A 14035-nucleotide genomic window follows, 5' to 3' on the forward strand; every position below is an offset into this window, starting at 1 on the left:
GCACTCCTCGATCGGAGATGTCAGCCCCGTCGCCTTCGAACTGCAATACTCATCACAGACCGCGGAAGTTCAACTCGCCGCTTAACCCGTGTCCACTAACCGGGGGCAAGGCCACCCCTCCAGCAACAACCCCAAGATTTTTCGATAGTCCGCCATGACCCGCCCCTTACTGAAAAGGACCACGCCTGATGCCTGGTCCTCTCACAGCAGAGCAGTTCACCACCCGCCAGCGCTACCGTGTACCCGGAATCGCGCTACCAAGTCGCCGGACTGGCGCTATCCACAAGCCCTACTCGCCAAGTACCAAGCACTTCCTCACCGGGAGTCTTCTGCGAGACGGTCCCGGCCGAGAACAGTCTGTTCAACTGCGGTAATCCGGGTGATGCAGGGATGATAGTCCAACTAGGTGATGGTGCTCAGCTATGTCAGCATCGGTTCAAGCGCATCTGAGTATTTGATGCCTTGAGAGCCACCCGATCGTGCGGTCCAGAGCCACCGTTCGTGCGGAAGGGAGCCAGGGGTGGTGTGACTGGGAGCCGCTGGCTCTCTCCGCTGGATTGTTAGCGGTCGGCCGGGTCGGTCTGCTCCCTCATGTTATGGGTGCCGGCCTCGACCCAGACGATGTTATGGATGATGCGGTCCATGATCGCGTCGTCGTGTGCACCGGAGCCGAGACGACTGCGCTAGGCCTCGTTAGCGCATGCAACTCGAATTTCAGGTGTGGACGATAGCGGCTTGCTGTCGTCGATCTTTTTCTGCGCTGGGAACTGTGCTGAAAAGATTCTTCTCAATTGCTGATGCTGAGCGCCGGAGCTCGGCAGAGACCTCGTGAAGACTTTGGTCGCTCAAAATGCTCCGCAGAGCCGAAACATGAATTGCGCCAACGATGGAGCCATTTCTCTGGATGGGCGCTGCGAGACCGATGATGCCCAAAACTGCCTCTTCGCGGGAGATGCTCATCCTCTCGATCCTGATCCAATCCAGTTCTCGCATTAGTGACTGCTTATCCACACGGGTTTGAGGGGTGAGTCTCTGTAACGGTCCATTCATCAAATCTTGACGAATCTCTCGGTTGAGCGCGGCAAATAACTTTCCTGCTGCGGTCGCATGGCGATACAGAGGCAGCCCGAGCGGAATGTGAACGTTGATCCTTTGCTGGCCTTGGAATCGGCTGGCGTATATGACATCGTTTCCTGTTCGCACCGCCAGGTAGGTGTCGAATCCGATCTTGTTCTGCAGCTTCTCTAGTTCTGGAGCGGCCACGTTGACAATGTTCAATCGTTCTTGAACTTTGAAGGATAAGCGAGCAGTTGCAGGCCCCACATCGTATCCATCACTCGTGGATGAGACCATGCCCCCTCGCGCCATGGCTTTTAGTAGGTCATGTGTACTGCTCACAGGGAGTGACAGGGAATGGCTCACTTGGGTTACAGTCTGTGGGCCTACTGACGCAAGACGTCCAAGAATATCGAAAATTCGCTTTAACCGCTGAATTTGCATGTCAACCCCCTAAGGCCCGTCTCTTCGTCGAGACGATATTCGATAATCCGGTAGTGATCTTCGAATATTCGAATTCAACTCTGTTCGGTTGAAACAATCAAATCGTCTTCGTGTTTTCGAAGAACAAAAATCTCCAGCGAGGGGTGCGATTGAGCCTATGTTCGCGAGGCCTGAGGTATTCGTTTGAGCAGTTCATGCTTTGAGAGCCCCGTGGCCTTGTCCGTATCCTCGGATGACGTGAATATCCGAGGGAGTTGGCCTGTCCGGCCAGTATGACTGTTGCCCATGGTTATTGCTGATCCGAGGGTGCCCTATGTGGTTGGTCAAGCTGCGAAGGATGATTGGGCATTGATAAATGCTGCCGTCTCGGAGCAAGGCGTAGAAGGCCGTCACCGTTTCGCCATAACTGTGTTCGATCGGTTCCAGTAACATGCCGCGTAAGGATTCTGCGGGCTGGTCGAGTGGGCACTCGTCGATGGCTAGCCACGTGTACGCCTCCTGCTTGAGTGGGAGTTTACCGGTGGCGTCGGAATCGTTCGGGCTGTTAACGAGGCTCATTTCGAGGGCGGTGACTCGAGTGGCAGCGTTCCCGTTACGCCTCCGTCGACCGGCAGCACTACGCCCGTGATCCATCGAGCGGCGCGGCTGGCAAGGAAGACCACGGCGTAGGCCGGATCCCATCCGGTTCCCTCAATTCCCAAAGCGGAGATGTGGTTGCGGGCTGCCCGCATCTCTGTGCTGAGCCCCCGCATCTCAATTCGGGGGGTAAGGACCTGCCCCGGGGCGACCGTATTCACACGGATTCCATCGCGCCCGTGCTGGGTAGCCATCGCCTTCGTGAGATTGATAATGGTTCCCTTGCTGGTGGGGTAAAAAAGGCTTGGATATCCTCCTCCGAGGCCTGCGATCGAAGAGATGTTGACGATGGATCCACCCCCTGCGCTGCGCATTATTGGCACAACATGCCGCGAGGCGATCACCATTGACTTCACGTTCACGCGCATTCCAGCATCCCAAGCCTCAAGATCAACGAATTCAGCGGTCCCACCAGGACCGACGATGCCAACGTTGTTTACGAGTGTGTTCACAGGGCCAAAATTGGCAACGACTTGCGAAACTGCTTCGAGCACCGCTCTGTCGTCCGCGAGATCCGCAATCGCAACTAATGACGTACCACCACGCCGGCTAATCATCCGATGAGTCTCTTCTGCGGCAGCCCTGTCGATATCGAGCAAGCCCACGCGGGCGCCAGCGTCTGCCAGCAGTATTGCGGACGCACGGCCAATTCCAATTCCTGGCCCGACGGAACCTGCGCCGGTCACAATGGCCGTTGTACCGGTTAGATCGAAAAGTTTGTGGAATGGAGCCGAGCTTGAGAGTGGATCGAAAGTGGTGGGCATCTTTGCCTTACTGGATGTTGTCGCTTGGGCTAGAAAGAGTTGCGAGCGGCCCGGTCGCGTCTTCGGAGAGAACCCGTAGCGCTCCCATTACCAAGGACTGGCTCAACGCCGGTGCGAGCACAGTGTCGTGGTCCCGGTATGCAAGTAAGAGCCTCTTGTGGTCGTCGAGAGAACGCTGCATGCGGCCTGGAGCGCTCATGCTCGTGTGGCGCAATCTGAGTACTTGGATTCCAAGACCTTCGAGGGCCTTCTTGAGCGTCATATCGCCAGCCAGAGTTGCGGATTGCTCGTGGAACAGCACATTCGCCCAAAAGAAAGCATCGACGTTTTCACGTTTCACAGCTGAGGTCATTCGGGAAAGAGTGTGCTCGAGGACCTCAATTCCGTCGGGACCGATGGTGCGGGCTAACCGGTCTGAAAGCACTGCGTCCAGTTGTGATCGCAGTGTGTAGATCTCACGGATTTGCTGTGGATTGAGTGTGATGACCCTCGGTCGTTTTCGGGCGGGAATGGCAACCAGGCCACCATTTTCGAGCACCATGAGCGCTTCCCGAATCGGAGTGCGACTGGTTCGGAATTGCTTTGCGAGGTCCATCGAGTTGAGGTCGTGCTCGGGCAACAAACGCCCTTCGATAATCGATCGCGCAATCGTAAGGGCGATCGTTCCCACAAGAGTGTTTTTCCGATCATCAAGATTGAGAAGTCTGCCCAGCAGTTCGGCTTCCTCGTCCTCGCTGATTGCATCGATGTTCGTCTGTAGCATGTTCAAACCCTAACCGGATGCCGAACCTATAATCAGCTGATGACCCGGGCCAAAGGGACGACCGGGCCTGCGTCAGAATCGTGAACACGAATTGGCACAGCCAGGACTTCTACTCGGTGCCCCGCTACCTTGGCCAACCCTGGACCGAGGTTCTCGATAATGAGCGTGTCGTGGCCGAGCAATATCTGATGTACGGGCCAGTCAAATCCGTCCGGACGAAAGCCGTCAGGTAGATCCGGGGTGAAGACGTCCATTCCGAAGAGCCGGACGCCCTTTGCGACCAGCCAGTGAGCCGCCTCCTCAGTGATGTACGGGTGACCCGACGAGTGGATGTCTTCCGTTCCGAAACGCGACGCATATCCGGTGTATATGAGGACTATGTCCCCTTCGCGTATCGGAGGCCCCGCCATTTTAATGTCGTCCACATCTATGGGAGAGACACCCTCGCGTTGAATGTCGAGGACCACCCCCTCCCCAACGAAATGCGACGTGGGATAGCCGTCAATCACTTTACCGTCCGGCATGAAATGTGCGGCTGCATCGATGTGGGTACCCATATGGGCGGCCATTTTTACGTGGGTGATACGGATGTGGATGGGATTGGGGGTGGCGACGTGATCGGTCCAATGTTCAAACTCGCCATGCGGTTTCGCCCCGGGCATTCCAGGAAAGAGCGGCTGGGAGAGATCAATCCATTGTGCAGTCATACTTGATTCCTTTTCTGAAGACACCGGTTCATCTTGAATCTTTACTGTCGACATTATCAGCCCGGGTGTCTAACTTATACACCCATAATTGGCTTTTTGAGCCCCATAATTTGTCAAAAACGATGGTAGTGTCGACACTAGGTTGTAGAGGAATGAAATACCCTCCCACTTATGAAAGGACGTCGCATATGGCCGTTCAGACTGACGGAGGCAGAGACTCCGCCGCGAGCACGCTGCCGTATAACGATCTCGAGCTGGTGGAAACCGCAGTGCAAACGACAGTCGGACCTCGGCTTCAAGGGCAGACTTGTCGAGATTGCGGTCAAAACATGCTCGGCCGTCGCTACGTATGTAGTGGCTGCATGAGTTCAGAACTCGATCAGAGTTTATTTGGACCATTCGGCTCGTTGTATTCATACACGGTCGTTCGGGTGTCCCCCAAGTTTGCTGAGGCTCAGCTGATGGGTTATGTAGACCTTGATGAAGGTGTGCGTCTGCTTGCACTCATTTCAGCCGACCCGGACGTCCTGAGGTGCGATCTTCCTGTTGAGCTGGTCATTGGCAGTGATTGGTATTTCAAGACGTCCGAAACTAAAAGTGCGGCAGAAACAGATGACTGAGGCATATATTGTGGCGGGTGCCATGACCCGATTCGGCAAGTACAAGTCGTCTTCCTATGCTGGTTTGGCCGTACCTCCGCTAGTTGAAGCGCTGAGGGAGTCCGGTCTGAAAAAGGCTGAGGTGCAGGCTGTCTTTTGCGGACACTCCTACGGCGGGATGCTTACCGCCCAGCGGATCACTAAGGAGATTGGCCTCGGTGGTGTGCCCGCCGTAAACGTGGACAATGCATGTTCAGGCGGAGCGACGGCTGTCAGCCAGGCAATCAGATCCGTACAGAGTGGGCAGCACGAAGTCGTGATTGCCCTGGGTGTCGAAAAGTTGACTCAATTCAGTGGTGGCACACTTCCCCTTCCGGAGGAGGACCGTGAGGTTCAGCGCGGGATCGTGATGCCTGCGGTTTATGCAATGCGCGCACAGCGCTACCTCTACGAAACGGATGCAACGATCGAGGACTTCGCGGCGGTCAGCGTGAAAGCGCGTAGGCACGGCTCTATGAATCCGTTCGCCCAGATGCGCGCAGGCGTGACGGCCGCCGAGGTGCTCGAGTCTCGGCCGATTGCGGACCCGTTTACCCTCCTTATGTGTTGTCCGACGGGTGATGGTGCAGCTGTCGTCGTTATCGTTTCCGAAAGGGTTCGGAAACGTCTGGGGGGCAAAGCTGTGTCCTTCCGTGCATCTGTCCTCCACTCTGGCGAGGTCGCCGAGGGGTTTCGCGACATGACCGACCCGCAGATCACCACGAAATCAGCCGCGGAGGCCTATGAGCAGGCTGGTCTAGGTCCCGAGGATCTCGATGTCATCGAACTGCACGATGCGTTCTCGAGCGCCGAGATCATGTACTACGAGTCTTTTGGACTGGCAGAAAAGGGTCGAGGGTTTGAGCTTATCCGAGCGGGTGAGACGACCTTTGGGGGACGTGTTGTGGTGAATCCCAGCGGAGGCTTGCTGGCCAAAGGGCACCCGGTAGGTGCAAGCGGCGTCGCTCAAATTGTTGAGTTGTTTTGGCAGCTGACGGGTACTGCCGGTGAACGCCAGGTGGACGGTGCACGCTTTGGGCTTGCTCATGTGACCGGCGGGGGCATATCTGGTCTTGACCACGGAGCCTGTGCAGTGCACATTCTTGAGTCGACCTGATGCACGGGGAAGTTGGACTTGATCGGCCTCCTCTTGAAGGCTTGACAGTTCTAGACCTGACCACCTTTCTGTCCGGTCCGTTTGCGACACAGTTGTTGGCGGATATGGGAGCCAACGTGATCAAAGTTGAGCCACCGCAGGGCGACTCGAGTCGAAGAATTCCGCCTCACTTTGTTGACGGAGACAGCGCTTATTTCCTTGCTCACAACCGTAATAAGAGGAGCGTCGTACTTGATCTCAAGAATGTGCGCGACGTACAACGGCTCAGCGGAATGGTCGCTGCTGCGGATGTCGTGATCGAGAACTTTCGACCAGGTGTCACTACACGTCTTGGTATTGATCCCGAATTTTATTGCAAGCAGTATCCCTCGCTTGTGTGGGCTTCAATTAGCGGTTTTGGCCAAACTGGGGCCCGACGGGACCGGCCGGCTTACGACATGATCGTACAAGCTCTCTCTGGGGTGATGAGCCTGACGGGTGAGCCAGGCCGTCCAGCTGTTCGGCTCGGAATTCCAGCGGGCGACGTTGTGGCGGGGATGTACTCCGTAATTGGACTGCTTGCGTTGCTCACTCGCGTACGATCTGGAGGACCGGGTGGTCAGGTCGATGTGTCCATGCTCGATAGCCAACTCACAATGCTCTCCTATCAGGCTGTTTACTCGATGATTTCTAACACTGCCCCTCTACCACAGGGCGCTGGTCATGATTCGATTCCCACTTATAGGTCATTTGTGGGTTCGGATGGTCATGAACTGGTCGTCACCGCGAATACTGAGCGCATGTGGACAGGCTTGTGCGATGCGCTAGAGCTGCCGGAGTTGCTAAGCGATACGAGATATGAGTCCGGCGAGAGTCGCCTTAAGAACAAGTACACGCTGTGGGACGTCCTTGAGGCTCGCTTTTCCGAAAGGCCAGCAGCTGCTTGGGTTGACTCTCTCGTAACGAACGGCGTACCCGCAGCTCTTATTCGCTCAGTTCCTGAGGCGTTGTCGGACGCCAGAGAATCTGGACGGAACATGGTGGTTTCGGTCGTAGATGAAAAGAGGGGACGCTACGAGGCGGTAGCGTCCCCAGTCAAATTTGTTGGCACTGTGGAGGTGCGCCCGACCTTTCCTCCGCGCCTGGGCGATGATACTGATGCAGTCCTGGCCGAGTTTGGGATCAACGTGGCAATGGCCACTGTCGTTGCGGACTCGCAGGACCGCAATGAATCGTGAAGCTTTGAGCCGTTATTCGTTGTTTTCAGTAGTGGGAGGCCTGGGGCACTCAGCGTCATGACATATACGGATGACGTCGTGTCATATATCCAGATGCGGGGTACGTCTACGGAAAGCGGGCGGCGCCCCGTCTTGCACGCGATTGTAGACACTCTGGCAGTCGCGGCCGCCGCAAGTAGTACTTCGCTGGTTCGAACGGTTCGTTCGACCCTTGTGGCAACTGGTCCACAGGTCCTCTGGGGAACACGACAAACGGGGTCACCGATTGAGTCAGCTTTTCATAATGGTGTTGCGGCTCACGCGCTCGACTTTGATGACATGTCGGAAAGCGTGAGAGGACATCTGAGTAGTGTGCTCCTGCCTGCGCTATTTGCAGCGCTACTGGCGCTTCCCGAGGAAGATTCGAATGCCGCAGCAACACGCTTCTCGCGTGCCTATGCGGTCGCAGCGCAAGTAGCGGGTTCTCTTGCTGCCGGGCTCACCCTGGACGGACATTATCGCCGAGGGTTCCATTCCACAACCACAGTCGGTGCTATCGCTGCAACCGCCGGTGTCGCGCACTTGTTGGCGCTCACACCGAACATTACGCGCAACGCGCTGGGCATCGCCGCATCGACGGCCAGCGGGATCCGACAGAACTTCGGTTCCGATACTAAGGCGCTTCAAGTTGGGTCGTCTGCGGCAAACGCAATCCGAGCGATTCAATTTGCGGCTCGGGGTTTGACAGCCGACGCTGACAGCCTCGGTGGGCAGGCAGGCTTCTTGCGTGTTTTCGGCGAGCCAGCGGAACTTGAGAACGCGGTGTCGATATTGAACGGCCAAGCTGTCGTTGACCACCCAGGAATAAATATCAAGCTGATTCCGAGCTGCTATGAACTGCAGCGCACAGCGCATGCTGCGCTACAGCTGCGTGACAACTTGCCCGAATCGATTGATTCAATTCAAGTCACGCTGAACAGACGTGCGACGGACCCTCTAATTATGCGATACCCGACGAACGGGCGCGAAGCCCAGTTCAGCCCGTCCTTCGTTGTTGCTGCTGCATTTGAATTGGGGCAGCTCAATCTCTCAGCATTCACCGACGAGGTGGTATTTGACGCGAGAATCAGCGATATCGCCAGCAGAGTCGTCGTGGGCGAGGCGGATGCTCCGTCGGAAGGCGGAGCGCCGCTGTCCCGATTTGCTGCGATCACGGTGGCTGGAGGCGGTGCTATTGTCCAGGCTGTCGTCGAGGAGGCGCCTGGTAGCGCCCTGCTTGAACTGGATCGCAGCGCTCTCAGGAGAAAAGCACTTGACTGTCTCACAGTGTTGGGGCGCAGCGATCTTACCGGCCGGTTGTTTTCCGCAGCGCAGAGTCTCATTTACGGCGGTGAAACAGCTCCGATTCGCGATTTCATTATCGAGCTCGGACGCCCCGCTAATCACGGCGTTGTCAGACCCCAATAGAAAGGAACGTCAATGTCGCTTAGATCTGGACCTTCGGAGATCGCGCCAGGAGTGCGCTTCGATTTCTCGGGTAAGACCGCAATTGTAACGGGTGGAGCGGGAGGTATCGGGCTAGCAGTGGTTGCTGCATTCGCCGCTTCCGGCGCGCGGGTGGTAATCGCCGATACAAATGGCCGCGAGGCGGATGAAAAAGCCCGTGTTATCGATGGGGGCCGAGGGCTGGTAACGTCCTTCGCCGTGGATGTCACCGACGACCGGAGCGTTGCCGAATTGATGAAGTACTCGAATGAATTTGGTCCGGGTATCGAGATCCTCGTCAATTGCGCGGGGATCACCTCGACGCGCATTGTGGAAGAGACTTCGAGTCAGGAATGGAAGCGGGTACTCGACGTCAACCTGAGCGGAGTCTTTACGACCTGTCGTGAGGTCTTGCCGTACTTTGCCGAGAAGAAGTATGGGCGCATTGTTAACGTGGCGTCTGTTGCCGGCAAGCGGCTGAGCTACAATGCATCGGCTGCTTACACTTCAAGCAAGTACGGACTCATTGGTTTCACAAAGCACCTTGCTTATGAGGTTGCACCGGTTGGTGTTCGCGTTAACGCAGTGTGTCCAGGACCCGTGATGACCCCGATGCTCCAAGCGATGTCTGGAGAGGAAATCATCGCGTCGCGTCGCGCCGACATTCCGAATGGCAGGATTTCAACTCCTGAGGACCAAGCCAAACTCATTCTGATGTACTCGTCGGATCTTGTTGATTTCGTCGTGGGAACAGCCCTTGATGTAGATGGTGGTGCCCTGCTTGGTTGGTATCCAGTTGAGTCGTATTTTGAACGTCGGCTGGCCCAGCGTGATTGGAACGGCGCAAGTCGATAACTTTCAAATTCCTGTAGTCGCCCGCGGTAGTTCTCGCTTTCTCTCGCGGCAGCACTTCTAGTAAAGCAAGTATTGACTTCCGAGGGAGCCGGGGGGTGCCCCTATGTTCTTGTCAAGCGGCAAGGACGTGTCTGGTCTCGTAGAATGTGCTGTCGCGGAGCATCGCGAAGAGTACGTCGCAGCGCCGGCTGGCGAGGGCGTGTTAACGCCGAACCCAAACAGGGCCAATAGTGCCGGCGGTTTCAAGTGATCGTCGCAACCCCGCGCGATTGCCGAACACGCCTACGAACAGTGTATCCGCGCGCAGTACTTCCAGGGACTCGACCTCGAGGAAGCCTGAGTCGCCGCCAAAGACTCCCCGGCGGAGCCGGGAAGATCTTGCGCAAGCAGGCCCCTTTTCACCTTCTCCACCGCGTAATCCGTAACCGGGAGCGCTAGTGGTGGCGCGTAGCGCTTGGTCGTCGCAAATCGGGGAAGTAGTGAGTGTTGCAACGAGCACTTGAAACCGCCGGCACTATTGGCCCCGTTTTCAGTTGGCGTTCACAGTGTGACAGCTTTGTCAGCTGACGTGCTCCGAAACATTCATCGAAGGGACCTGTGATGCTCGCCTAAATCCTTTCTTGGAGCGATGCGTCTTATTTAGGATTCGGCTTTCAGCTTCGCGGGCGATACGGGTGATCGCCAGGTTGATAATGACGTATATCAGACCGATCACAAAGTACATTTGAAGCGGATTGTGCAAGGTCTGAATGGCCATCTGCCCTCGACGTAGAAGCTCTTCAAAGGAGATAACGAAACCCAAAGACGTTTCTTTTAGGACAATGACAAGCTGGCTAATCAGAGCTGGCAACATCAACTTAAACGCTTGCGGTAGAACGACCAACCGGAGGAGATCGAAATTCGATAGTCCGAGTGAAAGGGCTGCCTCGGTTTGGCCCTTTGGCAGCGCTGAAATACCACTTCGGATAATTTCCGCAATTGCCACGCTGCTGTAAAGCACAATCCCAATTATTAGGTACCACATGAGAGACAAAGGTGCGTTGATGACCGGAAGAATCCTGGACACGGCATAAATAAGCAACACCACGGGCACGGCACGGAGAACTTCTATCACCGTGACGATTATCCACCTGTACCAAGGAGCCGCTGAAACCCTGCAAACAGCTAAGAAAGTCCCTGCTGCTAAAGACAGAACCAGCGCAAGCGTCGCCACGATCAGCGTGTTAAGCAGTCCGTGGCCCAGGAACTGCCACGTGACCATGAAATCTTCATTAGTTGGATTGAAAAATGGACCGAGCTTTGCTTCCGTGAATTGTCCCGCTTGAACTAGCCGATACAGGACAACGGACAAGATCGTTGCCACTGTGACGCCGATTACCACGGACGCAATCAACGATCGCCTGCTTGCTCGCGGGCCAAGAGTGTCAAACAGCACATTGGTCGTTGCAGTCACCGGGCTATCGCCACCTTTCGTTCTAAGGCGCCTAATAGGGCGCTCACTGGCATGATCATGAGGAGATAGCCAGCAATGACACCGAGCAGAATGGGGATTGCCGGTAGCCCTCGAGCTGCTATCAAATCGTCTGCAACTTTGAAAAGGTCGCCACCGACTCCGAACGCACCTACGATCGCTGAGCCCTTAATCATCTGAGCAATTACATTTGTCATCGGAGGCACGCTGGAACGCAGTGCTTGTGGAATGATCACGAAGGTAAGGCTGTCCCGAGGCCCCATCCCCAAAGATCTCGCTGCTTCGGCCTGTCCCACAGATACGGAGTTGATTCCACTGCGGATCGCTTCAGCCATGAACGCGCCTGTGTACAGTGTGAGTCCGGCAACGCCAAACGTGAAATATGATCCGTTAAGTCCAATTTCGGGCAAACCAAAAGCGATGAAGAACAAAACCAGTGCGAATGGGCAATTGAGGAATATCACCAAGTAACTCCTGGCCAATTTCTCAAGAACAGGCACAGGAGATACTCGAGCGGCGGCAATCAGAATCCCTAGCGACAAGGCTCCTACCACCGCAATTGCACAAATTTGAAGTGTTCCAAGCCAACCACTGAGGAAATAGTCGAAGTTATCGAATATCGCACTCATGCCAAATCCCTATGTCACTTACAAGGCATCTGTTCAGGAAGCTCGGGCACTTTCTCAGAGCTCAGGCCGGCTCGCAGCCAGGCCTCCTCGTAGGCACCACTGTCAAACGCCTCAACGATGACATCTTCAATGAATTGACAGAATTCGGTGTCTCCATGTTGGATTCCGACGCCGAAATTTGCCTCATGAAAGTTCTCGCCGACGATCTTGTAAAGTCCTGGATTCTCGGCATCAAGCCCTAGAAGCGTTGCGTCAGTCATCGCCATGACATCGACTTGGCCGTTTTTTAGAGCCTCAGTACATTTCGTGTGGGAATCGAACTCCACAATCTGCTCGGCAGAATCGGAAAGAAATGGTTGAATGAACTGGCTTTCGATAGAACCGATTCCCGTGCACACTTTCATGTTCGGGTTGTTCAAATCCTCAATTCCAGTGATATCTGAGTCTGCGCGTACCATGAGCCCAGAACCACCGGGATAGTAAGGGCCGGCGAAAGCCACCCGTTCCTCGCGCGCATCGTTGATCACATAAGTAGCAACAATCATGTCCACCTTGCCCGTCAGGATGTTTTCCTCACGAAATTTCGATGGCGTTTCAATGAATTCGATCGTGTCCGCTGTGATCCCAAGTTTTGCGGCAATCATCTTGGCTAGATCGATATCGACGCCGTTCAGAGTTCCGTCAAGTCCTTTTAGGCCGAAGCCAGGAAGATCTGCTTTAACTCCGACCCGTATCGAACCATTTTCTGCGAGTTTGGCCATCGTTGTGCCCTCGTTAAAGACTGGATTCTCAGCTACCGGGTAACTGGCTACCGGGACATCAGCACCGGCGTCGGTCGCCGAGCATCCGGCGAGCACAAGGATCGACATAAGCGCTCCAATTGAAAAAATATTCTTGCCTATCTTCATCGCAATTCCTTTACTGTTCGTGAGTGAATACCTTGGAAATGAAATCTTTTGCCCTATCAGTTTTGGGGTTTCGAAAAAACTCTTCCGGCTTTCCCTGCTCCACGATTTGACCGTCTGACATGAATACGATTCGATCGGCGACCTTGCGCGCGAATCCCATTTCGTGAGTCACACAGATCATGGTCATGCCCTCTTGCGCCAGAGATGTCATGACGTCCAAGACCTCATTTACCATTTCTGGGTCGAGTGCCGAGGTCGGTTCGTCAAAGAGCATCACGCGTGGTTGCATGGCAAGCGACCGGGCAATAGCAACTCGCTGCTGTTGTCCGCCGGATAGCTGGGCGGGGAGCTTGTCGGCCTGATCCGCCACACCCACCCGGGTAAGCAATCTAAGTGCGCTCTTCCTGGCTTCTTCCTTCGAAATATGCCTCACGCGAACCGGAGCCAAAATCACGTTTTCGAGGACGGTCATATGCGCGAAGAGGTTAAAGTTCTGGAAGACCATTCCAACAACTGCTCGATGTCTTGCGAGGGCTTTCCCTTCAACCGGAAGTTCATGACCTTCTAGGGTTACTACCCCGGTGTCTATGGTCTCTAATCGGTTGATGATCCGACATAGCGTTGATTTTCCCGAACCAGATGGTCCGAGAACCACCACCACTTCACCCCTTGAAACGCTGAAGTTTATGTCCTTAAGGACGTGGAGATTTCCATAGTGCTTGTTGACACCCGTTATACGGATGATTGGATCCGTGATCGTTTCTTCTGGAATGACTAAATTACGTTCTGCACTCACTATTGCGGCACCGTCCTTGATCGTTGAATTCGCATGGGCCGATGCGTCAAGTTCGACGCTTGAAGTGATGTTTGTGGGTGCGCTACGTCTCAGCACTGCTTAGAGCCAGCGCTCCAACCACCGCTGGTGTTCCGCCATGCTAAGAACGTTGCAGACGGAGAAGCAGCCTGAATGAATTTCGGCGGGCACGCCAATTCCAGTCACCATTTTGAGAGAGAGAGGCGGGCCTCTCGACATTCAATTCGCTATCCATCATTGGTGCTGATTTCGATATGAAGCTGTCAGACAAACTCTTCCCGCTTTTTGGGCACCTTGCCTCTCTGTCTCCTCGGCTTTGAGGGCATCGTTTATTGTGTCGACACTAGTGCAACTGTTTGAAAAAATGCAATCCCTATTTCGAATAAATCACTCCAAAAAAATGCTGAAACACTGCGTATTTGGGCGACTGGAAGACATGCCGAATACCTTGAGACATCTAAATTGTCGACACTAAGTCTTTTTTGAACGCACCGAGGTCACCCCGACGGCTAGCGAGCAACGGCGCCGGGGCGGTTTGAATATGGTGCCTAC

Annotated in this window: 13 protein-coding genes; 5 read left to right on the forward strand and 8 right to left on the reverse strand. The window is 55.0% G+C overall.

All coding sequences use genetic code 11. The features are described 5' to 3' along the window. Positions 1-714: 714 nt before the first annotated feature. From E3T35_RS00010 to E3T35_RS00025, 4 genes are all read right to left on the reverse strand, one after another. Positions 715-1500, reverse strand: coding sequence for an IclR family transcriptional regulator (locus E3T35_RS00010; RefSeq protein ID WP_134346990.1), 786 nt, complete (start codon positions 1498-1500; stop codon positions 715-717). Between the two features lie 554 nt (positions 1501-2054). Beyond that, on the reverse strand, positions 2055-2900 hold the full coding sequence (locus tag E3T35_RS00015; protein WP_134377544.1) for an SDR family NAD(P)-dependent oxidoreductase: 846 nt from the start codon (positions 2898-2900) through the stop codon (positions 2055-2057). A 7-nt stretch (positions 2901-2907) separates the two neighbouring features. Continuing rightward, on the reverse strand, positions 2908-3663 hold the full coding sequence (locus E3T35_RS00020) for a GntR family transcriptional regulator (protein WP_134346988.1): 756 nt from the start codon (positions 3661-3663) through the stop codon (positions 2908-2910). A gap of 32 nt (positions 3664-3695) precedes the next feature. Then, entirely contained in the window at positions 3696-4370 is a 675-nt protein-coding gene (locus E3T35_RS00025; RefSeq protein ID WP_166789787.1) for a cyclase family protein, read from the reverse strand. Between the two features lie 362 nt (positions 4371-4732). Between E3T35_RS00025 and E3T35_RS19090 the strand changes: the two genes are divergently transcribed. The 5 genes from E3T35_RS19090 to E3T35_RS00050 all read left to right on the forward strand — a co-directional run bounded on the left by E3T35_RS19090 (position 4733) and on the right by E3T35_RS00050 (position 9661). Next, positions 4733-4990: a Zn-ribbon domain-containing OB-fold protein gene (locus tag E3T35_RS19090; RefSeq protein ID WP_166789788.1), complete on the forward strand. Its 258-nt coding sequence runs from the start codon at positions 4733-4735 to the stop codon at positions 4988-4990. Next, positions 4983-6125, forward strand: a complete 1143-nt coding sequence (locus E3T35_RS00035) for a thiolase family protein (protein ID WP_134346985.1) — start codon at positions 4983-4985, stop codon at positions 6123-6125. The genes E3T35_RS19090 and E3T35_RS00035 overlap by 8 nt, the downstream gene beginning before the upstream one ends. 41 nt (positions 6126-6166) lie before the next feature. After that, positions 6167-7342 carry a CaiB/BaiF CoA-transferase family protein gene (locus E3T35_RS00040; RefSeq protein WP_198420981.1) on the forward strand — a complete coding sequence of 392 codons (1176 nt, stop codon included), beginning with the start codon at positions 6167-6169 and terminating at the stop codon, positions 7340-7342. Between the two features lie 93 nt (positions 7343-7435). Beyond that, positions 7436-8788 carry an MmgE/PrpD family protein gene (locus E3T35_RS00045; protein ID WP_241987911.1) on the forward strand — a complete coding sequence of 451 codons (1353 nt, stop codon included), beginning with the start codon at positions 7436-7438 and terminating at the stop codon, positions 8786-8788. A 12-nt stretch (positions 8789-8800) separates the two neighbouring features. Then, the gene (locus tag E3T35_RS00050) at positions 8801-9661 is read left to right on the forward strand and encodes an SDR family NAD(P)-dependent oxidoreductase (RefSeq protein ID WP_134346982.1); all 861 of its coding nucleotides are present in this window, start codon (positions 8801-8803) and stop codon (positions 9659-9661) included. Positions 9662-10220: 559 nt separating this feature from the next. Here the strand turns inward: E3T35_RS00050 and E3T35_RS00055 are convergent. Genes E3T35_RS00055 through E3T35_RS00070 form a run of 4 tightly spaced genes read right to left on the reverse strand, consistent with a single transcriptional unit; the run spans position 10221 to position 13441 of the window. After that, a complete protein-coding gene (locus E3T35_RS00055) occupies positions 10221-11114 on the reverse strand; it encodes an amino acid ABC transporter permease (protein WP_134377546.1) in 894 nt (297 codons plus the stop codon). After that, complete coding sequence (locus tag E3T35_RS00060; protein ID WP_134346980.1) at positions 11111-11761, reverse strand: amino acid ABC transporter permease; 651 nt, start codon at positions 11759-11761, stop codon at positions 11111-11113. The genes E3T35_RS00055 and E3T35_RS00060 overlap by 4 nt, the downstream gene beginning before the upstream one ends. Positions 11762-11775: 14 nt before the next feature. Beyond that, complete coding sequence (locus tag E3T35_RS00065; protein ID WP_134377547.1) at positions 11776-12669, reverse strand: transporter substrate-binding domain-containing protein; 894 nt, start codon at positions 12667-12669, stop codon at positions 11776-11778. A 10-nt stretch (positions 12670-12679) separates the two neighbouring features. Further along, positions 12680-13441 (reverse strand): amino acid ABC transporter ATP-binding protein, encoded by a 762-nt coding sequence (locus E3T35_RS00070; protein ID WP_370449206.1) that lies wholly within the window; start codon positions 13439-13441, stop codon positions 12680-12682. Positions 13442-14035: the final 594 nt, after the last annotated feature.

It is taken from the genome of Cryobacterium sp. TMT1-2-2 (assembly GCF_004403505.1).
Taxonomy (GTDB): Bacteria; Actinomycetota; Actinomycetes; order Actinomycetales; family Microbacteriaceae; genus Cryobacterium; species Cryobacterium flavum.

Bases quoted from the DNA above. Each gene is read 5' to 3' on its own strand.
- E3T35_RS00035 (WP_134346985.1), top strand. From the start codon at position 4,983: ATGACTGAGGCATATATTGTGGCGGGTGCCATGACCCGATTCGGCAAG.
- E3T35_RS00065 (WP_134377547.1), bottom strand. From the start codon at position 12,669: ATGAAGATAGGCAAGAATATTTTTTCAATTGGAGCGCTTATGTCGATC.
- E3T35_RS00060 (WP_134346980.1), bottom strand. From the start codon at position 11,761: ATGAGTGCGATATTCGATAACTTCGACTATTTCCTCAGTGGTTGGCTT.
- E3T35_RS00045 (WP_241987911.1), top strand. From the start codon at position 7,436: ATGCGGGGTACGTCTACGGAAAGCGGGCGGCGCCCCGTCTTGCACGCG.
- E3T35_RS00010 (WP_134346990.1), bottom strand. From the start codon at position 1,500: ATGCAAATTCAGCGGTTAAAGCGAATTTTCGATATTCTTGGACGTCTT.
- E3T35_RS00020 (WP_134346988.1), bottom strand. From the start codon at position 3,663: ATGCTACAGACGAACATCGATGCAATCAGCGAGGACGAGGAAGCCGAA.
- E3T35_RS00025 (WP_166789787.1), bottom strand. From the start codon at position 4,370: ATGACTGCACAATGGATTGATCTCTCCCAGCCGCTCTTTCCTGGAATG.
- E3T35_RS00050 (WP_134346982.1), top strand. From the start codon at position 8,801: ATGTCGCTTAGATCTGGACCTTCGGAGATCGCGCCAGGAGTGCGCTTC.
- E3T35_RS19090 (WP_166789788.1), top strand. From the start codon at position 4,733: ATGAGTTCAGAACTCGATCAGAGTTTATTTGGACCATTCGGCTCGTTG.
- E3T35_RS00015 (WP_134377544.1), bottom strand. From the start codon at position 2,900: ATGCCCACCACTTTCGATCCACTCTCAAGCTCGGCTCCATTCCACAAA.